21 protein-coding genes and 2 pseudogenes are annotated in these 20,644 nt (G+C 59.5%); 11 read left to right on the forward strand and 12 right to left on the reverse strand.

Features of this window, described 5'->3' with window-relative positions:
* Positions 1-561: 561 nt before the first annotated feature.
* The 4 genes from Q2M23_RS37420 to ligD form a co-directional block, all read right to left on the reverse strand.
* Positions 562-906: a hypothetical protein gene (locus tag Q2M23_RS37420; RefSeq protein ID WP_316398713.1), complete on the reverse strand. Its 345-nt coding sequence runs from the start codon at positions 904-906 to the stop codon at positions 562-564.
* 165 nt (positions 907-1,071) lie between these two features.
* Positions 1,072-1,335: a hypothetical protein gene (locus tag Q2M23_RS37425; RefSeq protein WP_316398714.1), complete on the reverse strand. Its 264-nt coding sequence runs from the start codon at positions 1,333-1,335 to the stop codon at positions 1,072-1,074.
* Positions 1,336-1,370: 35 nt separating this feature from the next.
* Complete coding sequence (locus Q2M23_RS37430; RefSeq protein WP_316398715.1) at positions 1,371-1,538, reverse strand: hypothetical protein; 168 nt, start codon at positions 1,536-1,538, stop codon at positions 1,371-1,373.
* A 279-nt stretch (positions 1,539-1,817) separates the two neighbouring features.
* Entirely contained in the window at positions 1,818-2,741 is a 924-nt protein-coding gene (ligD, locus tag Q2M23_RS37435) for a non-homologous end-joining DNA ligase (protein ID WP_316398716.1), read from the reverse strand.
* 125 nt (positions 2,742-2,866) lie between these two features.
* On the opposite strand from ligD, the gene Q2M23_RS37440 reads away from it, so the two are divergent.
* Entirely contained in the window at positions 2,867-3,088 is a 222-nt protein-coding gene (locus Q2M23_RS37440; RefSeq protein ID WP_316398717.1) for a DUF3606 domain-containing protein, read from the forward strand.
* 1,403 nt (positions 3,089-4,491) lie between these two features.
* Here the strand turns inward: Q2M23_RS37440 and Q2M23_RS37445 are convergent.
* Complete coding sequence (locus Q2M23_RS37445) at positions 4,492-4,689, reverse strand: hypothetical protein (protein WP_229184635.1); 198 nt, start codon at positions 4,687-4,689, stop codon at positions 4,492-4,494.
* Between the two features lie 285 nt (positions 4,690-4,974).
* Between Q2M23_RS37445 and Q2M23_RS37450 the strand changes: the two genes are divergently transcribed.
* Positions 4,975-5,160 carry a hypothetical protein gene (locus Q2M23_RS37450; RefSeq protein WP_316398749.1) on the forward strand — a complete coding sequence of 62 codons (186 nt, stop codon included), beginning with the start codon at positions 4,975-4,977 and terminating at the stop codon, positions 5,158-5,160.
* Positions 5,161-5,233: 73 nt separating this feature from the next.
* Here the strand turns inward: Q2M23_RS37450 and Q2M23_RS37455 are convergent.
* A pseudogene (locus Q2M23_RS37455) lies at positions 5,234-5,350 on the reverse strand (SANT/Myb-like DNA-binding domain-containing protein); the annotation flags it as partial.
* Between the two features lie 144 nt (positions 5,351-5,494).
* Between Q2M23_RS37455 and Q2M23_RS37460 the strand changes: the two are divergent.
* Complete coding sequence (locus Q2M23_RS37460) at positions 5,495-6,064, forward strand: peptidase S14 (RefSeq protein WP_316398718.1); 570 nt, start codon at positions 5,495-5,497, stop codon at positions 6,062-6,064.
* A gap of 97 nt (positions 6,065-6,161) precedes the next feature.
* Here the strand turns inward: Q2M23_RS37460 and Q2M23_RS37465 are convergent, their stop codons facing one another.
* The 3 genes from Q2M23_RS37465 to Q2M23_RS44210 all read right to left on the reverse strand — a co-directional run bounded on the left by Q2M23_RS37465 (position 6,162) and on the right by Q2M23_RS44210 (position 8,621).
* The gene (locus Q2M23_RS37465) at positions 6,162-6,392 is read right to left on the reverse strand and encodes a hypothetical protein (RefSeq protein ID WP_316398719.1); all 231 of its coding nucleotides are present in this window, start codon (positions 6,390-6,392) and stop codon (positions 6,162-6,164) included.
* 28 nt (positions 6,393-6,420) lie between these two features.
* Positions 6,421-7,266, reverse strand: a complete 846-nt coding sequence (locus tag Q2M23_RS37470; protein WP_316398745.1) for an ATP-binding protein — start codon at positions 7,264-7,266, stop codon at positions 6,421-6,423.
* Positions 7,267-7,922: 656 nt separating this feature from the next.
* Positions 7,923-8,621 carry an NAD(P)-dependent oxidoreductase gene (locus Q2M23_RS44210; protein ID WP_410469815.1) on the reverse strand — a complete coding sequence of 233 codons (699 nt, stop codon included), beginning with the start codon at positions 8,619-8,621 and terminating at the stop codon, positions 7,923-7,925.
* Positions 8,622-8,673: 52 nt separating this feature from the next.
* Between Q2M23_RS44210 and Q2M23_RS37480 the strand changes: the two genes are divergently transcribed.
* A complete protein-coding gene (locus Q2M23_RS37480) occupies positions 8,674-9,021 on the forward strand; it encodes a helix-turn-helix domain-containing protein (protein ID WP_316398720.1) in 348 nt (115 codons plus the stop codon).
* 407 nt (positions 9,022-9,428) lie between these two features.
* On the opposite strand, the gene Q2M23_RS37485 is transcribed toward Q2M23_RS37480, so the two are convergent.
* Together Q2M23_RS37485 and Q2M23_RS37490 are read right to left on the reverse strand one after the other, a co-directional pair.
* Positions 9,429-11,030, reverse strand: coding sequence for a DHA2 family efflux MFS transporter permease subunit (locus Q2M23_RS37485; RefSeq protein WP_316398721.1), 1,602 nt, complete (start codon positions 11,028-11,030; stop codon positions 9,429-9,431).
* Positions 11,020-12,171 (reverse strand): HlyD family secretion protein, encoded by a 1,152-nt coding sequence (locus Q2M23_RS37490; protein ID WP_316398722.1) that lies wholly within the window; start codon positions 12,169-12,171, stop codon positions 11,020-11,022. The genes Q2M23_RS37485 and Q2M23_RS37490 overlap by 11 nt, the downstream gene beginning before the upstream one ends.
* Positions 12,172-12,343: 172 nt before the next feature.
* Here Q2M23_RS37490 and Q2M23_RS37495 point away from each other — a divergent pair, with 172 nt between their 5' ends.
* The 3 genes and pseudogenes from Q2M23_RS37495 to Q2M23_RS37505 all read left to right on the forward strand — a co-directional run bounded on the left by Q2M23_RS37495 (position 12,344) and on the right by Q2M23_RS37505 (position 14,911).
* Positions 12,344-13,120, forward strand: coding sequence for a helix-turn-helix transcriptional regulator (locus Q2M23_RS37495; protein ID WP_316398723.1), 777 nt, complete (start codon positions 12,344-12,346; stop codon positions 13,118-13,120).
* A 459-nt stretch (positions 13,121-13,579) separates the two neighbouring features.
* On the forward strand, positions 13,580-14,083 hold the full coding sequence (locus Q2M23_RS37500; protein WP_316398724.1) for an aldehyde dehydrogenase family protein: 504 nt from the start codon (positions 13,580-13,582) through the stop codon (positions 14,081-14,083).
* A pseudogene (locus Q2M23_RS37505) lies at positions 14,065-14,911 on the forward strand (aldehyde dehydrogenase family protein). Before Q2M23_RS37500 ends, Q2M23_RS37505 begins: the two are co-directional and overlap by 19 nt.
* A gap of 310 nt (positions 14,912-15,221) precedes the next feature.
* Here Q2M23_RS37505 and Q2M23_RS37510 read toward each other — a convergent pair.
* Positions 15,222-16,790, reverse strand: coding sequence for an AMP-binding protein (locus tag Q2M23_RS37510; protein ID WP_316398725.1), 1,569 nt, complete (start codon positions 16,788-16,790; stop codon positions 15,222-15,224).
* 230 nt (positions 16,791-17,020) lie between these two features.
* On the opposite strand from Q2M23_RS37510, the gene Q2M23_RS37515 reads away from it, so the two are divergent.
* Genes Q2M23_RS37515 through Q2M23_RS37530 form a run of 4 tightly spaced genes read left to right on the forward strand, consistent with a single transcriptional unit; the run spans position 17,021 to position 20,624 of the window.
* Positions 17,021-18,211, forward strand: a complete 1,191-nt coding sequence (locus tag Q2M23_RS37515) for an ABC transporter substrate-binding protein (RefSeq protein WP_316398726.1) — start codon at positions 17,021-17,023, stop codon at positions 18,209-18,211.
* 36 nt (positions 18,212-18,247) lie between these two features.
* Positions 18,248-19,039 (forward strand): ABC transporter ATP-binding protein, encoded by a 792-nt coding sequence (locus tag Q2M23_RS37520; protein ID WP_316398727.1) that lies wholly within the window; start codon positions 18,248-18,250, stop codon positions 19,037-19,039.
* A complete protein-coding gene (locus Q2M23_RS37525; RefSeq protein WP_316398728.1) occupies positions 19,036-19,755 on the forward strand; it encodes an ABC transporter ATP-binding protein in 720 nt (239 codons plus the stop codon). The genes Q2M23_RS37520 and Q2M23_RS37525 overlap by 4 nt, the downstream gene beginning before the upstream one ends.
* Positions 19,755-20,624: a branched-chain amino acid ABC transporter permease gene (locus tag Q2M23_RS37530; protein ID WP_316398729.1), complete on the forward strand. Its 870-nt coding sequence runs from the start codon at positions 19,755-19,757 to the stop codon at positions 20,622-20,624. Before Q2M23_RS37525 ends, Q2M23_RS37530 begins: the two co-directional genes overlap by 1 nt.
* The last annotated feature ends 20 nt before the right edge of the window (positions 20,625-20,644 follow it).

The following is a 20,644-nucleotide window of genomic DNA, read 5'->3' on the forward strand; positions in this document are numbered from 1 at the left end:
GCCACGCTGTCCGCGATTTAGCGAAACTGCTGTCCGTCAGTTAGCGAAACCGCTGTCCCGTTTTTGCGAAATACGCATTCACAAACAAAAAGGGGCCGGCTGACCGTCCACACGATGTCTTGCTCGCTACGTCCACGCGTAATCTCAGTTTGAGCCGTTTACGCCGTTTGAGCCATTCCTAAGAGTTCCAGTAAGGTCGCGAAAGATACTCCTTGCGCGGCGACCGGGTCGGCCGCCCGCTCCAACCATCACAGCCCGGACCTGGCCACTATCTGTGATGAGAACGCCGGTTAGCGCTCCCGCCTTTCTCGAACAAGGGAGCAGCGCATACCGCAGTAAACCCTTCTCGCCCGTAGTGGAGACATGGGAATGCCCGTAATCCTGTTGTGGGGGATCCCCACCCTTATCGTTGTTGGCGGTGCTGGATACTGGTTAGTTCACATGCACTGATGCTATTCGATTAGAAGCGGCTCGTCCTGAATGGACGGGTCGCTTCGGCGCGCGAGAGCGTTGCCGCGGCTTGAGTGGCGGCAGCGGAAGTGCGTCAGCTAAGAGTTGGCTCTATGGCTTTGGGCTTGGTGAAGGTGTGGGCGAGGGTGGCTGAGGCGCCGGCGCTGGTTGATCCAGAGAGGTGATTGGCTGATCAGTGCCATTATGCGGAATGCAGGTTCCGGCATTCGCGAAGTTTCCGATGTCGTCCTGTCGAGCTCGGCGGCGGTGGCGGCTACGGCGCCCCTCGAATTCGTCGTTAGCCATTATCGAGCGTTGACTCAAGGCGCTGTAGGCGTTCGCATAAGTCTGTTGCAGCTGCTCCTCGGCGATCAAGCAATCGGAGAGCTTCTCGAACACAAGATCGGTCTGAACCGGCGCTACGCCACCAACCAATACGACTAAAATCCATTTCATGTCTTCGCGATCCCAACATTCGAGCCTGCCCCGCAAACGCTGGGAGCGAGCGCGTCGTTAAGCAATGTGGCTCCAGCGGAGGTCATGCATGCCAAAAAAAGAATGGGCACCAGATCGAAGATGAGAAAGGCCGCCAACGTGGCGGCCTTGGATAGTTAAAAGCGGCTAGTCGCAACGGCGGATCCTGCGTACTGATCCGTCGTCACGTTCGATCGTGACGGTGCGGCAACCGCGATAGCCGCGATCGTATCCGTAGGCACGATAAGCCGGCCGATCGTAGTCGCGGTAATACCCTCGCTGCGGGCCCACCGCCACTCCACCAAACGGGGTCTCAACTGCAACTTGAGCCGATGCAGGTGTGGCGGTGATTGGCGCGACTACAGCAAACCCGGCAACCGCCAACACGCCTGTCAGCAACAACGTTTTCATGGTGCTCCTCCTGGTCATTGAACCGCCGTGTAACATCACAGGTAGAGCAAAGTTCCTATGGTCCAATCAGCGGCGATAGTGGTGGTGATGTCCCCATCCATAATGATGCCCTCGGTGCCACCCGCGGTGGTGACCGTGGCCCCAGCCGTAGTGATGGCCTCGGCCGCCATGATGGCCCCAACCATGTCCGTGCCCGTGCCCATGTCCGCCCTTCACTTGAATGACGGCACTGTCGTCGCCGGTCAGCGAATTTGGTGTCGCAACGGGTAGCGCAGATGCTGACATGACCGGTGCCAGCACAAGAACGCAGGCGGAAAGTCCGCTAATCAAAATCTTCTTCGACATAGAGCTCCCTCCCTTGATTGCAGCCATCAATGATCTTCCGTTCAGTTACCACAACGATGGCTGAACTGTGCGTTCATGCGACGTTCAGTGAGAGGGGCGCGGGGAGATAAAGCGCGGCAGTTCAACTGGCGGCTCACTCATAGGTCCTCACGCACGCCACGGAAGAAGGGATGCCGCACTATCCCCTCGGCTGATTTCGCGCGGTGCTCGATCTCGGCGAGCAGCTTCGGCTCAACCCAAATTCCCTTGTGCCTGATGCGCTTGGAATAGGGTTGCTTCTTTCGGATTAGCGGCGTCAGGCGCTTCCGGAGATCCGCGGCCGAGGCTTTGTCAAAGCCGTGGTCGACCTTGCCGGCGTAGATCAGGGCGTCGCCTTCGCGCCGACCAACATAGATGCCGTCCCAATCATTGCCGTCGACAGCAAAGCCCGCGATGGTCAGTGTCTCGTGCTGAGCGCAGGTCTTCTTGACCCAGTCGCGGCTCCGGATGCCGGTCGGATAGACGCTATCCGCTATCTTCGACACCACGCCCTCATAGCCGAGCTTGCAGGCATGGGCGAACATCTCGGGGCCGTCGACTTCGAAGCTCTCACTGAACTGGATGGCGGTGCCGGCGACGAGCTTCTTCAGCACGGCCTTGCGTTCCTTCAGCGGCAGCTTCCGGAGATCGCGGCCGTTGAGATAGAGCAGATCGAAGGCTACCAGTACGATCCTGGTCGAGTGGCCGCGGAGCTCGTTCTGCAACACCGAGAAATCGGTGGTGCCATCTGCAGCCGGCACCACGATCTCGCCGTCGATGATCGCCGAGGCGGCAGAGATGTGCCAGGCGTCGTCAGCGACTTTCTTGAAGCGCTTGGTCCAGTCGTGGCCGCGGCGGGTGAAGATCTTCACCTCCTCGTTGGCGAGGTGCACTTGCACGCGGTAGCCGTCGAACTTGATCTCATGGACCCATCGGGTGCCGCGCGGCACCTTGTCGATAGGCGACGCCAGCGCGGGCGCGATGAAGCCGGGGAAGAGTGCCTTCGCTCCGATCGCCTCCGGCTTCCTCCGCTGAAACGCCACAACGCAACTCCACAAACAATGAGCTGATTCAAACGGGCATGATCGCAATCGTTCCGTCGATCGAGGTCCGCATTTGGAACTGGCGATCCTAACCTGCGTTGGCCTTCACTAACAGGGAGGCCAAGATGGCGAAGAAGCAGACGGTGCGGGGTCGCAAGCAGGATAGGGCTCGTGTCGCTGGTGGGCAGGACTACGAGGTGAGCTATGAGGCCAAGAAGACCGGGAAGTCTGCCGCCTCTGGGAAGAAGGCGGTCAAGAAGGTCGGCAATAGCCGGAATCGAGTTGAGAAGCGCCTCGGATTGGCAATGAAAAAGTCTCTAGGCGCGACGCGGTCGAGGTCACGCTAACCTGTGGGGGGACGAAGGAGCCGCCCATAGCGGGGCTCTGTTTTTGCCTCACTGGCATCAAAGCCGCTTTGTGAATCAAAGGCCCCAATTAGCGAAAGCAAATGCGTCATCGACGATGGACACCTGAAGAAATCGAGAGACTAAAAGCTATGATTGTCTCTCGGGCGAGTGCTAACCGCATAGCGGTTGCGCTGAAGCGACCGATTAACTCTGTTTTCGAGCGAGCGCGTGCCGTTGGTATGCCCCTCCCGACAAAGACCGAGGAGCGGAGACGCGTGAGGATCTCGCTCAATCAGAGCGGTCCTCGCAATCGCTAGGCGGCTCGGTTCAATAGTGAACACTTGGCCCGACGCCGGCATAGCTGGACCGACGTTGCGAACATCGATTTAGCCGGGCGGGCGCCCGCGACGGGGCAGTCTAGGGCCAATCCGTTTATCCGCGGCCGAGTGAAGCATGCCGGCGAATCTCATCGCTTCTATCCTGGCTGGTCAAGGCGGCAGAGATTATCGAGCGCGAGCGCCGCTTACTTAACCTGGATGAATGCGGCAGAACCACCCGAAGGATGGCTCGGCCTGTGGATGCGAGGCACGCCGGATCATCCGGTAGACGGAAGATTGTTGAAGAGCCTCGACCTGGCAAGCAACATTTCTCCAGTTATCGGCAACCTCATGGAAGCGCGTCCAGTTCGACTGGTCAGGCCGTCCGGCCATTGCCTAAGCTTCAGCAAGTTGCATCATTTCAAATGGTGACATGCGATCAGTCTGAGCCACCCGGGAAATTCGGGCGATTACACAGAGCAACAAGTAGTCTTGTTGCCATGCATAGGTAAATGCGGGAACCACCATCCCCCTGAGACTAAGCCCCATGTTCGAGTTCAATCACATGGATGGTGTGGAGTACGGCTTCGTCGGGCTGGCGGCTGGTTCGTCCGTCGCGCTTGTCGTCAGCGTGATCTGTCTCCTCATCTGGTGACGCTCGCCACCCCTCAGGCGTCACCCACGGCCCCAGCGATTGCCCGTCGCTGGGGCCGTTCTCGTTTCGGGAACAAGTGGCAATTTGCGGCGTTGCAACAGCGGTCGGGTTGAGGGGTGGGACGACCATCGGCCTCAGCGCTCTCCCCGGGGCGCTGGGGCCGATCTTTGAGCGGCGACTGTAGTAGCGTCGCCGGCAGATCTTTATGAGTTACATTCTCGGCTTGAAAACATCTGCAAGAGAACTGCGCCCGAACTATGAGCTGGTTGCCGAACGTGAGACGAACGGGGCGGTGCCTTGCAGGCACCCGATCTGGCCAATGAAAATAGGTCATTCCTCCCGCCACGGCCGCGACGACGAAAGCCAAAGCGGCGGCGGCGAAAATCCAAGGCATGTCCTTGCGCTCTTGGGGGGTCATCAAACAATGCCTTCTAGGGGTGTAGAAGTGAAAGCAGGCGTTGCCGGTTCTGCTCTCTGTCAAGCTGATTTTTGCGCATCACTTCGAGTTCGGCTTCAACCTTGGTGACGTTTTCATTCAGCCGCTTCGATTCGATCAGCCGCGCCTCAAGCTCAGCGAGCCGCCTTTCACCTTCGACCACGTCGAGTTCAATCTGCCTCAGCTCGTCCATGATCGCGTCTTTGTACATCCTAGTCCAGCGCACCTGTGCAGTTTACAGCCGTGTGAGCTCAACCTCTTCCCAGAGCTAGTCGTTCCTTAAAACCTTGCGCTGGAGGGTTTTGGGCGGAAGGTCATCGTGGGAATAAGCGGCAATCGGAGAGGCAGGACGAAGGGCTGCTCGGCTTACCTGCGAGGATGGCACACGGCGGCGAGGTGCGCTTGCACCTTCATCGGGCCGCCGGATGCCCCTGCTGGCCCTCAGGAACGCTCCGGAGGCTGATGAATTTTTCCGGTCATGAGTGTGGACGATTATCTGGAGAGGGCTGAACACTACCGGCGGGCCAAAGAGACCGCCGACGACACGTTCACTCGCCATTTTCTTGAGCGGATGGAGCACAGTTATCGCGTCCTGGCTGCGAGCGAAGCAGCCCTCGCGGCTTCGCATAACGTGGAAGAGAAGCTGAACGATCGGCGCGACTAGCTGAACCCTTCAGCTTATTTCCCGTTTTCCCGTTACTCGCAATCAGCTTGCGGATGATAGCCAGTCGGGCGCTGACGGCCGCCTCGGTACGACCCAGCTTCTGGGCGATCTCGCGCTGTGTCAGCCCGGTCTCCCGGATCAATTGCAATAGCTTTTGCTCTTCCTCAGCGGAGCACGATCCTGCCGGCATGGGAACTCTCCAAATAGTTCCGTGATGAAATGCCACTAGTAATTGCAGATTCCTGGAGCCGCGTCTGCCCGGTGCGCCGGCCGATCGGGAACCGGTACGGCATCTGCATGTAGTCAGAGACCAAAGCCGCAAAAGGATTGTTAGATGCAACTCGCAACGCTACCGGCCACTGCCTTCAAGTCTCCGGCCATAAGCCTCTCTGGCATTGTCGACTATAATATGTACACCGCCTTTCGAACGCAGTTCGACAACGCGGCCGACAAAGACCTTGTCGTGATCGAACTGTCGACCCTGGGAGGCGACCCCGAGGTCGCCCGAATGATGGGGGAGGACGTGCGGTTCGCGAGTGAGATGGAGCCGCAACGCCGCTTCGTATTCCTCGGTAAGGCTGTGATTTATTCGGCGGGCGTTACGTTCATGAGCTTCTTTGCGCGGCCAAACAGATACCTCGCGCGCGGCACGCGACTGATGATCCATGAACGCAAGCTTTCGAAAACCTTGGTGATCGATGGCCCTTTAACAACATGCATTGCTGTTGTCAGGGCGACGCTCAACGAAATCGAATGCTCGATCGCCATACAGAATGAGGGCTTTCAAAATCTAATCATGGGCTCGAACGTGACAATCGATGAGGTCATGCAGAAAGCGCCATCAAACTGGTATTTGGAGGCGCAGGAGGCGAAGACGCTGGGTCTGATCGAGACAGTTCTGTAACGCCCCGAAACGACGCGACAACGTGGTACCAGCGAGGCCTCGCGTAGGGGCTTCGCCCGTCCCTGCTCGGCGGGACGCTGTAATGAAATCGTGTCGCTTACCAATCGAATCGGACCGAGTACCGCTGCTTCAGCCTCAGTTCGGTGGTCTTTGCCGATATGAGGACCTGCGCCTGATCAGCGCCATCACGCATGACGGGCACCAAAGTCCAATCAGTACCGGAGGGGTTGATTTCGACGTGGCAGACATACTCTCCGCCTGGGAGACTGCGGATTTCGCGCAGTGCGATGAGTTCGAGATCTTTGGCGCATGCCATTGTCACGGGCACGGGAGTGCTCCTAGCCTCTCACCCGGAATCAACTCGGGTTGCTCCCAGCTGTTCCTTTCGATACCTGATGCAGGGATCCGCCGGCCGGATGGCGCTGCGCTCGATCCGGCAGACGATCTCGGCGGGTGGAGCATGAATGTCTCTCCTCAAAAGGCCGAACGGCGCAACTCACGGGCGGGACCAAAAGGAGCTGACGGCGACGTAGCGGCGCGCTTCTTGGTCCGAGCCACGACAGCGCCAGCCGCTGATCCAGCAGTTCCGCGGTGCCGTGCACACCATAAGCCTCCACCCGCCTGGCCGCGAGTTCGATCGCAAGAGCAACGCCATCCAGCCTGCGACACATATTTGCAACGACAGGCGCCTCGTCGTCACTGAAATGCAACTGTGCTCCGCTGGCGCGTGCACGTTCGACAAAGAGTTGGACTGCTGGAAACGTCCGGGCTACTTCCGCAGTAAGCCCCGTGCCCTCAGGAGGGTAGGCAAGGGCGTCGAGCCGATAGACATGCTCCCCGTTGGCCTGCAGCGCCTCTCTGCTTGTCGCCAGAAGATGGACTTTCGGCGCAGACGCAAAAATCGCAGATGCGAAAGTTGCAACCGATTCCACGAGGTGCTCACAGGTATCCAAGATGAGCAAGATTCGTTTATCTCGTAGAAAGGCAGCGATACTGGGCGCCGCATTTTCCGATTGCACCGACAAGCCCAGTAGGGAAGCAACGATGATATCTACCAGGCCGGAATCGCTCACCATGCTCAAATCTACGAAAACTACGGCTCCATCGAAGCTTTCCATCAACTGATGACCGACTGCGATCGCGAGCGTCGTCTTGCCGACACCGCCTGCGCCCACGATTGTGACGAAGCGCGACGTCCGTATCTACGTCGAGGTGAATGACCTTAATCTCTCAAAAATTGCGAGCGTCGGCAGTCTGTGGGTGTGGGTGTTGCGCGTCCAGGATTTGAACCTACTCGCGGACCATTTCTCGCCGGCGAGGGATTGCTTCGAACGGCGGCTTTTGACGAACTACCAAGGCACGTCTCGAGTTAGGCTGCGCTTCGATAGGAAAACAGGACTCCGAAATAGTGGGTCTCGCGATGTGCCGGAAATGGGCATTGGGCCATCCGTTGCATCATTCGAGTGCCGAATAAGCCCAATTCGTGCCAGCCGGCTTCCGTAGCGGGGCGGCGAGCGGCTACCCGAACTGAAACGAACGTGCCGCTAGTTCCTCATTGTGGCGAGGAGCGCGGGTCGCTGGGTATGAGAATCGCTGGAGGATGCTGTGACTGCAGATCGCGATCAGACGTACGAGAACGTGCTTGTCGAGGTCGCCGCAAGTGTTGCGTGGGTCACGTTGAACCGGCCCACGAAGCGAAATGCGATCAGCCCGGCGCTGTCCTCTGAAATGTTACTGCGAGACCAGAGGGCGATTAGCGAGGGATATGCGGCCAACGTGAGCCCAACCGTCCTAGACATCGCCGACCGCGAGCCGACGAGTTCACTAAGTTTGTGGTACAGAACACTGAGGCGTGGCTCTAGGTTGGCACGGCAAAAGGGGCTTGGTGAGCCCAATTTGATCCGAAAAGCTCGGCGACGATGGCTGTCGCCGCAGCGCCGTAACCGACCACCTCCCAAGGTGCTGCCGGGGCTGAGGCAAGTCGAGCCCGTCCCGTGTAATCCATCACCATGCGAGGGAGCCGAATGATGGTCCAAGCCAAATTGGAGCTGGCCAGCGCTCGCATCTGCGCTTCTCCGTCCAGGATTAGGTCTGACATTTGAGGCATAAGGGCAGCACGGCGAGCGAGGAGGTGGGGGTGCTCCACGCCAATCTCTCGGTCCTCACGTGTTGCTGAGCCAGTCGTGGCGACGAGCCTCGACAGCCGAAGTTGTGGCATGGTCAGAACTAGATTGACTGCCGCAGCCGTGCAGACGTCCGCCACTTCGGCTTCGGCACTGCCGAGGGTTGAGACGACCACGTCGGCGCCGGTCAACAGCTGGAGGAGAGACACGGGATCGTGAGCATCGCCGTGAATGAGCACCAAGCGCGAACAATTGGTGTTTACAGGACGTCGGTGGACAAGAGCTCTGATCCAGTGCCCTTCCACCAACAGGGATTGAACCACGAAACGACCGAGGCGTCCGCTTGCGCCAAGGACCGCTACCGTGACCGGGTTTCGTGGTGCTCGCGTCCTTTCGAGACGCTCCCTGGATGTGCTATGAACTTCGGGTTTCATCCGGAAAACCTGCCGAGCCGGCGCCAGTCAAGCAACGCACCACGAGGTAAGTTTGGATGCACTGAAGGACCATTGGGACGGCAATCCCGCTTCCTGTCCTCTGGGCTTGGCAATCAACACCATTGGTGGACGCTGGAAGCTGCACATCCTGCGCACGCTCGTGCTTGATGGGCCCCAGCGATACAACAGGCTGCTTGAGAGCATCGAGGGGATTAGCGCCAAGGAACTCACCCGGAATCTGCGACAACTGCAGAGCGCCGGTCTTGTCAAATCGATCACGATCGATTCAGGCAATGCCTATGCTCTGACCGCGCTCGGGCGTGAGATTGAAGCTCCTTTCCGCGCGCTCGGCATCTTCGGTGCGGCATTGGCGGACGAGCGGCGCGCAAGACGTTCATAAGTTCGTGCTTTTTGCGGGCCTCCGTGGGCCGGTCTCCTGGCGTCGAGGGGGACCTCGCTGACCATGCATTTTGGCTTGGGAACGAGCCCGATTGTATACCCCAACTACGCCCGCGCGGAGGCCGCTTACGTGGTTCAAGATCGCTTCAACGATATGCGGCAAGACGCTTGGGTTGGTGCCGAACACCGGGTTTCCCGGAATGTCGAGCCGGGACGAAGCGTCGACTTGGCGCAAGAGGATTGCTCCGGCTAGGTCGGCCTCGCCCGCCTTCACGAGGCGGACACACTTCATGACCTGGACCTGCGCCACACTTGATTTCGCCCTTCCTCAGCAGATCGATCGGCCTCCGACCACCTAAAGGGGGCGAACTCCCACTTCATTGTCCCCGGCCTGATGGCAATATCCGATTATGCTTTGCTGCTCGGTGGACCACCGCGCAGGGCGAGGGCGCCGGCGACGCAGAGGGCCATCGCGATCCCTGCCAGCAGGAAGGTATCGCTGTAGGCCAGCAGCCGCGCCTCGCGGTGGACGAGGCTATCCAACACTTGCAATGCTTGCTGGCGAAACGGTTCGGCCGACGCTGCGTGCATTGCATCGAAGCCATCGATCTGCGTCCCGCTGAACCGACGGACGAGAGCGATGATCCGCTCTCGTGTCTCCGGACTGAAAACGGTGACCGTCTCGCCCACTCGCATGGCGTGGAGTCTTTCTCGTTCGACCACGATCTGGCTGGCGATCGCAATCCCGATGGCGCCGCCGACGTTGCGGACGGTGGAAAACAACCCCGATGCAGAACCGAGCTGCGATTTTTCGATGCCGCGCACCGCCATCACCGATAGGGCGACCACGACGAGCGATTGGCCGATGCCGCGCACGATCAACGATGGGATGATCACGTTGCTCGCGGCGTTGGCGTCGAGGTGGATGTTCATGAAGCATCCAAGCGCGACGAGGGCAAAGCCGAGAATGATGACGGACCGCGCGCTAGTCCGCTTGATCAGCGGCGGAGCTGCGAACGACATCGCGAACTGGACCAGTCCATAGGGGATCATGGCCAGCCCGATCTCGCTGGCGTTGTAGCCGTGAAGCTCGGCAAAGTAGTTAGGCACCAGAAAGACGACGCCAAACACAACAGCGCCGAAGGCGAATTGCATGAGGCTGGCGAGGCCGAAATTATAGCGCCCCAGGAGGCGAAGATTAATGAAAGGATTGCTCCGCCACAATTCGATCGCGACGAATGTCAGCAGGCCGATGGCGGCAATCAGCATCATCGTGGTGATCTCGGACGATGCAAACCAATCCTTTCGCCCGCCTTCCTCGAGCACGATCTGCAGCGCGCTCAATCCGATCGCCATGGTGAGGATTCCGGCCCAATCGCCGTTGCGCAGCTTGTTGGTCTGCAACGGCTGTGGGTTGATCGACCACAGGATGGCGGCCAGCAAGGCAATCCCGGGTGGAATTTGCAGATAGAAGATCCAGCGCCAGGAATAGGCGTCCGTCAGCCAGCCGCCGATCGAGGGACCCGCCGCTTGGGCGACATTGTTGGCGACAGCGAACAACGCCATGCCGAGCGGATGTTTCGCAGGGGGCAGTTCGGTAACGATCAGTTGGAAGGAAAGCGGAATGAGAACACCGCCGAACGCTCCTTGCAGCGCACGCGCAACGATCATCGCTGCAATGTTCGGAGCGAGTGAGCAGGCGACCGAGAAGATTAGAAAGCCCACGGTTCCGATCACCAGCACCCGGCGGATGGTGAACACCGCCACCAGCCAACCGGTCAGTGGAATGACGATGATCTCGGCGACGAGATACGCGGTAGTGATCCACGACCCTTCCTCGAAACTAGCGCCGAGCGATCCTCTGATGTCCGGCAGCGATGCATTGGTAACGTGCACGTTCATGCCGGCCATGAAACAGCCGAACACGCCGCCGATGACGGCGACCCAGGCGCGCAACGAAACTTGCGCGTCGTCTGGCCCGCCGCCGGGCGCCGATGGCTTACCGGGCATGGTCGTGATGCTCCGTCCGGCGGGTGTCGATCCGGGTCACCGCCGACATACCGGGGCGCAGCCGTTGTCGATCCGGCTGGTCCGGATCGATCACAATACGGATCGGCATGCGCTGGACAATCTTGGTGAAGTTGCCGGTGGCGTTGTCTGGTGGCAGCAGCGCAAACTGGGCGCCGGAGGCCGGCGCGAAGCTGTCCACATGGCCGCGCAGTGCTTCGCTTGCGAAGGCATCAATCTCGATTTCGACCGGCTGGCCGATCGAGATGCGGTTCACCTGGGTTTCCTTGTAGTTGGCGACCACGTAGCTTGCGTGCGGCACCACGGCGAGCAGCGGCGATCCCGGTTCGACATATTGCCCGGGACGGGCAACGCGCTGCCCGACGACGCCGTCAGTCGGGGCCCGGATGGCTGTAGACGCCAAGTCGATTGTCGCCACCTCCAGCGTGGCCTCGGCCTGCTGCAGCGCTGCCCTCGCCTTGTCCAGGGAGGCAGCCTTGCCCTGACGTTGCACCGTCAGGACCGCCAGGTGCTCGCGCTGGCTGCCCAGGGCGGCCTGCGCACCCGCTTGGGTGGCGGCCGTCTTCCTTTCATCGGCTTCGGCGTTTTCCAGGCGCTGGACCGTGCTGATCTGCTGCTGTGCCAAGATCTGCTGGCGCTGCAACTCGAGAGTGGCACGCCGGGCATCGGCTTCCGCGGCCCGAAACCGTGCCTCAGCCTCGACAATGAGGCTCCCTTGTTCGGCAATCTGCGCATCGAGCGTTGCGATGGCAGCGGTCTCGACCTCGATGTCGGCACGGGCGGCCGCGACTGACGCTCGGGATTGGGTGAAGCGGGCCTGATAAGTTGCGTCGTCGATCTGCGCCAGCAGGTCGCCGCGATGAACGCCCTGATTGTCGCTGACCGCGACGTCGGCAATGTAGCCCGCAACACGCGGACTTATGACGACCACGTCGGCGCGGACATAGGCGTTGTCCGTCGTCTCGATGAAGCGGGCGGCGAGCCACCAATGGAGACCATAGCCGAGCGCAAGCACGCCGGCCGTTGCGCCCGCGATATGCGGCACGAAGCGGCGCGCGGTCCGCCCTCGCCTGCGTTCTGTCTGGGATTGGGGCTGCGCGGTATCGAATGTGGCTTCGGTCATTTGCTGGTGGCTCGAACTTGGGATGGAGGGCGAACGACAACGGCTCCGCGCCTCTCGTCGGCCTGCACCGCAAGGTGCCGGAACACTCAGAGCGCCCGCTGGCGTCGCGACGGATGCCTAGCACCCGGAACGCTTGTCTTGCGCACCCTCATTGGACAATAATCATCGCAAAATGGACATCGAGCGCACCCATGAAGCCTGCCAACTGACCCCACGCCCTGTGGCGGCGATGGCCAGCAGCCATATGGATGGCGAGTTCATTTCTCCCCATCATCACCCGCGGGCCCAGCTCGTGCATGCGATCGCCGGCGTCATGACGGTCAGATGTCCGCAAGGAAGCTGGGTCGTTCCAAGCGGCCGTGCTGTCTGGATGCCGGCCGGCATGGATCATTCCATCCGCATTTCGGGCCAGGTCGAAATGCGGACGGCGTTCGTTGCGCCTGACGCCCGTCCAGGCCTGCCGTCAACGTGTGAGGTGATCGAGGTCTCGGCGCTGCTGCTGGCGCTGCTTGTCTCGGCAACGCGCATTCCGTTCGAATACGACACGTATGGTCGCGACGGCCGGATCATGGAGCTTATCCTCGACGAGGTGCAGTCGGCACGGCGGTTGTCGATGCATGTTCCCATGCCTCAACATCCCCGCTTGGCAACGCTGTGCGAGCGTCTGATCGCCGATCCCTCGGCGCCGGCGACGCTGGAGGAATTGGCAGGCGGTCTCGCCATGAGCGGACGCACGCTCGCGCGGTTGTTTCACAGCGAGCTCGGCATGAGTTTCGGTGAATGGCGGAGGCGGATGCGGCTGCTGCTCAGCCTGCCACGCCTTGCTGCCGGCACGTCGATTCTCGAAGTCGCGCTCGAACACGGCTATCAGAGCCCGAGTGCGTTCGCAGCCATGTTCAAGAAGACATTCGGCGTCGCGCCCAGCCGGTATCTGGACGACCTCGCGTAGGAAAATGGGGACCATGCCGGCCACAGCTTTGACACCTTGGCGACATTGGCACGGCGGGCGGAATATGCTTGGTGGAACGTAGCCTGTCCATATACGCTCGGCGTTTCACTTCCACGACGAAGATCAGCTGACGCTCGTGATCCACGGCCGCTGCATCTCGGCGAGGCTGGGTTTACCAGAGACGGGAACTTATCTCTACATCACAGGCGGTGCGGAAAAGATCGGGCTAGATCTAGTCTCGGCGAGTCAAGGAGTCGAGCCCAACGCATGGTCGCCGGTTCGTTGAACAAACAAGTAAGGCCGCGGCCGGCAGAAATTAGGTTCTGTTGATCATCGCACCAGCACCTAGGCGGACATCGTGAATGTGCTAAAGCCAGCGAGTTCGGCCTTACATTCAGCCAACCTCTTTTTGGACACCGATGAGATCAAGCTTGATGGGCAATTGACAGTTCGGCGGGATTGAGCGGCGCGCCCGAAGCATTCCTCTATCGCAATCGTCGCTATCGTGTCGAAGATGCACATCAGCGGGAGGAAAAGGTGGCGCTTACCAATCTGCTCGCGACTACGCAGGCGTTTCTCGACAGACCTCATGGCCACGTCATAGGAGATCAGCGCGTCGGTTCAACCGATCGAGGACTGATAGCTGTGCGCGATCCAGCATCGGCATCGGTTGTCGCGCACGTGCCTGCAGGGGGAGCCGGCGAGATCGATTCCGCCGTTCGAGCGGCCCGGGATGCGCTGCAAGGCCCTTGGGGAAAGATGACCCCGGCTCAACGCGAGCATGCCCTACTTCGTGTTGCGTTGAAACTGGAGCAACATGCCGAGGAACTGGCTCAGCTCGAGGCAATCAACCAAGGCAAGAACATCGTCGCAGCTCGGGCGATCGATGTGGGCTTCTCGATGGACCGGCGCTGCGTTTCGCCGAGCTTCGTTTGGAGTCAGAGTTGCCTCCGGGCGTCCTGAACGTAATTACTGGAACTGGAGAGCAAGCAGGTGCGCCCCTCTCGCGTCACCCGGGCGTCGACAAGGTCACGTTCACTGGATCAACGGCTGTAGGCAAGCTGGTTGGTTCGGCGGCAATCGCGAACGTCAATCCCGTCTCTCTTGAGCTCGGCGGAAAGTCACCCTTCATGGTATTCGATGACGTTGACGTGAACCAGGTCGCAAAGTCTGCCGCAAGCGTGATATTCTTCAATGCTGGTCAGGTCTGCGCTGCGGGATCTCGGCTTACGTTCAAAAGCGTGCGTTCGATCGCGTGGTCGAGGCGGTCTGCGCACTCGGAAAGAGCATGAAAATGGGGCCCGGATTGGACCCGGACTCCGAAATTACGTCCTTGGTTTCGGCCCGACAGCTGGAGCGGGTGTCGAAATACGTCGACATCGGCGTCGAGGAGGGAGCAATCGTGGCACTCGGCCGTCCTCCCACCTCGGCGACGGTTATTTTTTCCCTCCCACTGTTCTGGTGGACGCGTCGCATCGTATGCGCGTCGTGCAGGAGGAGATCTTTGGTCCGGTCTTGGTTGCATGTCCCTTTGACAATGTTGATGATTTGGTGGAAATGGCCAATGGTACGCAATACGGCTTAGCGGCCAGTGTCTGGACACGTGACATCAGCCGCGCGATGGAAGTTTCGAGCAGAGTTAACTCGGGTCTGATGTACATTAATACTCATGGCCTGATCGACCCAAACATGTCCTACGGTGGACAAAAGTGCTCAGGTATTGGAGTCGAGATGGGAAGGGCCGGCGTCGAGGCGTATACTCGCTCCAAATCCGTCTGCATCGCTTATTGACCTTGTATCGCCGCCGCCGGTGAACCCGCGACACTTATTGCTGTCTCCTCGTTGTTCAACGAGGAGATACTAAGCGCGATGTGAAGAGGTTGAATCGTCATCGCGCTTTAGCTCCTTGAGTATGATCATTTCGGAAAACTGCTTCACACTCTTTCCGGACAGTGTTCCACGGTAACGAAGCGATCAAGCGTCAGGAATCAATGGCTGCCCATCCATCTGCAGTCGACGCGTGTCGGTATCAATATGCTGTCAAGCAGGTAGACGACACCATCCATCGCAAATCTCTCGGCTACGACATCGAGCCTCTCCACTACCCGACCTGCCGTGATTGATCGCTCCAGAATCGCGCACGGACTGCCTTTCGATCCGGTTTACCGACCGCAGTCAGTGGAATAGCATCCACGCATTCAATGGATTTCGGGGCGGCGATCGAACCTTTTCGGGCCTTGACGTATGCAACAAGCTCAGCCTCGTCGATCGCGGCGCCGTCTCGCGAGACGACCAGCGCCTTGACGGCTTCTCCCCACTTCGAGTCGGGAACTCCTACCACTGTCGCGCTTGCAACCGAGGGGTGTTCCATTAAGACGTCCTCGATCTCTCTCGGGAAGACATTGAACCCTCCCGTTATGATCATCTCCTTCTTCCGATCGACGATATAGAGAAATCCGTCGCTGTCTTGATGCGCCATGTCTCCGGTGTGCAGCCAGCCATTACGAAGGGTTTCGCCCGACTCGTCAGGACGTTTCCAATAGCCTCTCATGATTGACGGGCCACGGAAGCAGACTTCTCCCACCTGACCGCTTGGAACGGGCTGATCGTCGTTATCTAGAATCGCCACTTCGATGCCAGCAAGTGGGCGACCGCAGCAAGAGAGCCGGACCAGGTCTGATCGCGTGTGCTCGGACCGGCGGAGTATGGAAGCACAATTCGGAGCTTCCGACTGGGAGTAGATCTGCATGAACTTTGGACCAAATACAGTAATCGCCTCTTGCAATCGCTTGGGCGATATTGGCGAGCCGCCATAGATGATGACTTGAAGTGATGACAGGTCGAACGAGCGCTTGGCGGCCTCATCGAGCAGGACATAGATCATGGTTGGAACGAGGAATGTGGCGGTGATCTTCTCCGCTTTGACGGCCTGGGCAAATCGCTCTGCCTTGAAGCCATCCTGCAGAACGACGGTGCCGCCTCTGAGAAGGACCGGAATCAGCATGCAGCCGGTCGCGTGCGTGATGGGTGTGCTGCAGAGGAAACGAATCTCCTCCGGCCACTCCCACTCGCTGAGCGTGAGAAGCACGTTCATGACCATCGCCGAGCTGGAAAGCGCGACGCCTTTGGGGCGTCCGGTCGTGCCACCGGTGTAAAGCAGTGCGACGATGTCGGTTGGTTTGGACAAGGTCGACAGCGGACGAGGTTCGAACGAGCTGGCAAGCGCAAAGAGATCTTCGCCTAGTTCGCATTTCAGGTGCGAGAACAAGGTCATTTCGGGAGCCGCCTGTTCAAGCATTGTCTTGACGTGCTGAAGGAAATGAGCCGAATCGAAAATGAGAGCGGCGCTCTCTGAATCCGCCAGAATATGCGCGTGATCTTCGCGCGAGCCGAGGGGATGAAGCGGCGTATAGCGCAGGCCCATCGCGAAAGCCGCGAGCTGGACGCTCGCCGCGGCTATGGAGTTGCGCGACAACTGCGCGATCCCGTCTCCCGCGTGCAGCCCTCTCTGCTCGAAGGCCTGCATAAGCTGGCTGATCTGGCTCGCGAGCTCTCGGTAGGACAGTCGTTGGTCGTCCTGCACAAGCGCGATCCTGTCCGGATATCTGGATAGCGCCTTGATCAGGGTGCTGGCGTAGGTGGTGGATGTGTGCAGTTGATCTTCTACCATTGGTTTCCCCAGGATTTGCCGATCGGACCCTACTTGGGGATCCGGGGCCAATCTCCCGCGTGCCAGACAGATAATGCGTGCGACGGGACACGGATCGAATGCCGCTATTTGGCTGGGACGGCGTATGCGTTGTCGCGCAGCCGTTAGCCGCCTCTTGCGGCTGCTCATAAGCTCAAGAACGACGACCGTGTGCGGCCAACGACAGCACGGCGCAAATCAAGGGAACGCCAATGTGTGCAAGCAAGGTCGCCGGTCTTCTCTTCTGGGCCGTTGCTCTGCTTTTTATCGCAACGCAACAATCACGGGCCGGGAGTGCTGATCCGATCCTGATTGGCCAGACGATGCCTTATAGCGGCCCTGCATCGTCATACGGTACGATCGGTCGCGTGGAGGCCGCTTACTTCGACATGATCAATGCCGAAGGAGGCGTCAATGGTCGCAAGGTCAAGCTGCTGTCGCTTGACGACGGCTATAGTCCGCCGAAGGCATTTGAGCTGACACGCAAATTGGTCGAGCAGGACAAGGTTCTGCTGATCTTTGGAACGTTCGGTACGCCGACCAACGCGGTCATCAAGAAATATCTCAATTCAAAGCACGTTCCTCATCTCTTCGCGACCGGAGGGGCGGTGCAGTGGAATGATCCCCAGCACTTCCCGTGGACGTTCGGCTGGCAGCCCAACTACAAGACCGAGATGGCGATCTATGCGGCGTATCTGCTCAAGCAGAAGCCTCAAGCCAGGATCGGCATCCTGTACCAAAACGACGACGTCGGACGCGACAATCTGCAAGGTCTCAAGGATGCCTTGGGTGAACGCGCTGTCGATCTGATCTTGAAGGAAGTCAGCTACGAATCGACGGATTCGTCGGTCGAGTCCCAGGTGATCAGCATCAAGGAAGCGGGAGCCGATGTGTTTTTCAACGCGGCCGCGGGCAAGTTCGCCGCGCAGGCCATTCGTAAGGCCGCCGACCTGAATTGGACGCCGTTGCAGTTCCTGAACAATTATTCCAGCTCGGTCGCGACCGTCCTCAAGCCCGCTGGCCTGGCGCAATCCAAGGGCATCATATCTTCCCAATTCCAGAAAGATCCGACCGACCCGCGTTGGAAGGACGACGCTGGATACAGGGATTGGGTGGGCTTCATGGACCGGTACTACCCGGCCGGTGATAAGCGCGACATCTTCAATGTCTACGGGTATCTCTCGGCCATGACCCTGGTGGAGGTTCTGAAGCGATGCGGCGATGACCTGTCGCGCGAGAACATTCGCAGACAAGCCGAAAGCCTCCGGGAAGTCGCTCTGCCGCTCCTTCTGCAAGGAATTTCGCTCAATACCAGCAGCGCGCAGCATGTTCCGATTCATCAGCTGAACATGATGCGGTTCAGCGGTGAGACCTGGGAATTGTTTGGAGAGACGCTGGAATAGGCGCGTTCCGGATCACGCAAGAAGTGGGTGGTGGGCATGTCGTTAGAAACGTCAGAGCGTGAGAGCCTGCTCAGTATCTCCGATCTGTCGCTGCGCTTCGGAGGCATCCTCGCACTGGACGGGGTTTCGTTTGACGTTGACCAGGGGCAGATCTGCGGAGTGATCGGTCCGAACGGCGCCGGCAAGAGCTCACTGTTTAATTGTATCTGTCGACTTTATGAGCCTGAGCGGGGACGCATCGTCTTCGATAAGGCTTGCCTGCTGACATCGCCAGCCCATGAAATAGCTTCGCTCGGTATCGGACGGACTTTTCAGCATGTCGCCTCCTTTAAGACAATGTCGGTCGCGCAGAACATCATGGTCGGCGCATATCATCGTTCGCTTGCCGGGTTTCTCGGCAGTGCCCTTGGCCTGGCGCGTGTCGCGCGAGACGAAGCACGCATGCATCGGATGGCGAGCGAGCTCGCGGCTTTTGTCGGACTGGAAAACATGGTGGAGAGCAATGTCGCGCATCTCCCCTTCGCGTATCAGAAGCGTGTGGAATTTGCTCGCGCGCTCGCTTCCAAGCCGAAATTGCTGCTGCTGGACGAGCCGGCAGCAGGGCTTAACCACGAAGAGCTCGAATCCCTGGCTTCCCTGATTCTGAAAGCTCGCGATCTGCTTGGCCTTACGGTGTTGCTGGTTGAGCATCATATGGGGTTGGTCATGGGGCTCTCGGACAAGATCGTGGTGCTGAACTTCGGTCGGAAGATCGCCGAAGGATCTCCGGGCGAAGTCAAGAACAACGCGGAGGTCCTCAGAGCCTATCTGGGTGGAAGAAAGCGATGACCGCACCGATCTTGAACGTGTCGGGACTTCAGGTCTTCTATGGAGACGTTGCCGTGGTGCGTGGTGTCGATTTCCACGTTCCACAGGGAGGCGTTACGGTCTTGCTTGGTGCGAACGGAGCCGGGAAGACCACCGTGCTGCGAGCGATCAGCGGTCTGGCCCGCCGCTATGGTGCGATCTACTTCGACGGCCGCGCCATCGAGCACGCCTTGCCACATTCGATCGCGCGCCTCGGCATCGCACACGTACCGGACGATCGCGGCACTTTCCTCGAGCTCGACGTGGATGAGAATCTCCGCCTTGGAGCCATTGCCCGGCGAGACACTGCCGAGGTACAAGCCGATTTCGATTTCGCATTTGAGCTGTTTCCGCGGTTGCGCGAGCGACGCTCACAGCAGGCGGGCACCCTGTCGGGCGGCGAGCAGCAGATGCTGGCGATCGCGCGGGCTCTGATGCTGAGGCCGCGGCTTCTTCTGCTCGACGAACCCTCGTTTGGCCTCGCTCCCATGATCGTGGAGGAGATCTACGAGATTCTGCAGAGGATACGCGTTCTACGCGAGATCGGCATCCTGCTGGTAGAGCAGAACGCCGAGGTGGCGCTCGATATCGCCGAGCACGTCTTCTTGCTGGAAACGGGCCGCGTCGTGCTGGCTGGACCACCGCACCTGATGCGCGATGATCCTCGCGTGCAGGAAGCCTACCTCGGGTGCAAATGATGGACGGGTTTATGCATCAGGTTTTGGCGGGCCTGGCGTCTGGGGGGACCTACGCGTTGTTGGGGTTGGCCGCGGTGATGATCTACCAGTCCACCCATCATCTCAATTTCGCGCAGGGCGAGATGGCTATGTTCTCTACCTACTTGGCGTGGACTGCGTTGCAGGCTGGTTTTTCGTATCCGGCATCGTTCGCCATCAGCGTCATCGTGTCGTTCTGCGGAGGCGTCGCGATAGAGCGATTCATAATTCGGCGCGTCCACGGGCGCCCGCAATTGACAGTCGTAATGCTGTTCGTGGCCCTGCTGTTCATTTTCAATAGCCTCGCCGCGCTCCTGTTTGGCTATACGCCGAAGACCTTTCCAACGCCCTTTGCCCAGATCCCCGCGATCGGCAGTTACCTTTCGCCGCACCAGCTCGGCTCGACCCTGGTCACGCTGCTGCTGATGGCCGCGCTCTACTGGTTCTTTGCCTTCACCAAACTGGGGCTCGCCATACGTGCGTCTGCCTTCAATCCAAAGTCGGCCCATCTAGTCGGGATCTCGGTTGGATCAATGTCCGCTCTCGGTTGGGGCATTGCGGCGGTCCTTGGCGCGGTCTCGGGAATGATGGTGGCACCCGCGGTGTATCTGGATCCAAATATGATGGGCGGCGTCTTGATCTATGGATTTGCGGCGGCGTTGCTGGGAGGCTTGGACAGCCCATGGGGTGCGGTCCTGGGCGGCTTCCTGGTCGGGGCGATCGAGAACGTGGTTGGCACATATCTGATCGGCACCGAACTCAAGCTGTCCGTCGCGCTCGCGCTGATCGTTGTTGTCTTGATCTTTCGGCCGCAGGGACTCTTTGGCCGAAAAATCGTCTCAAGAGTCTGAGGGCTGCTGCGGTGATGCCA

This window comes from Bradyrhizobium sp. 33ap4, from assembly GCF_032654765.1.
In the GTDB taxonomy this organism is placed as follows: Bacteria; Pseudomonadota; Alphaproteobacteria; order Rhizobiales; family Xanthobacteraceae; genus Bradyrhizobium; species Bradyrhizobium australafricanum.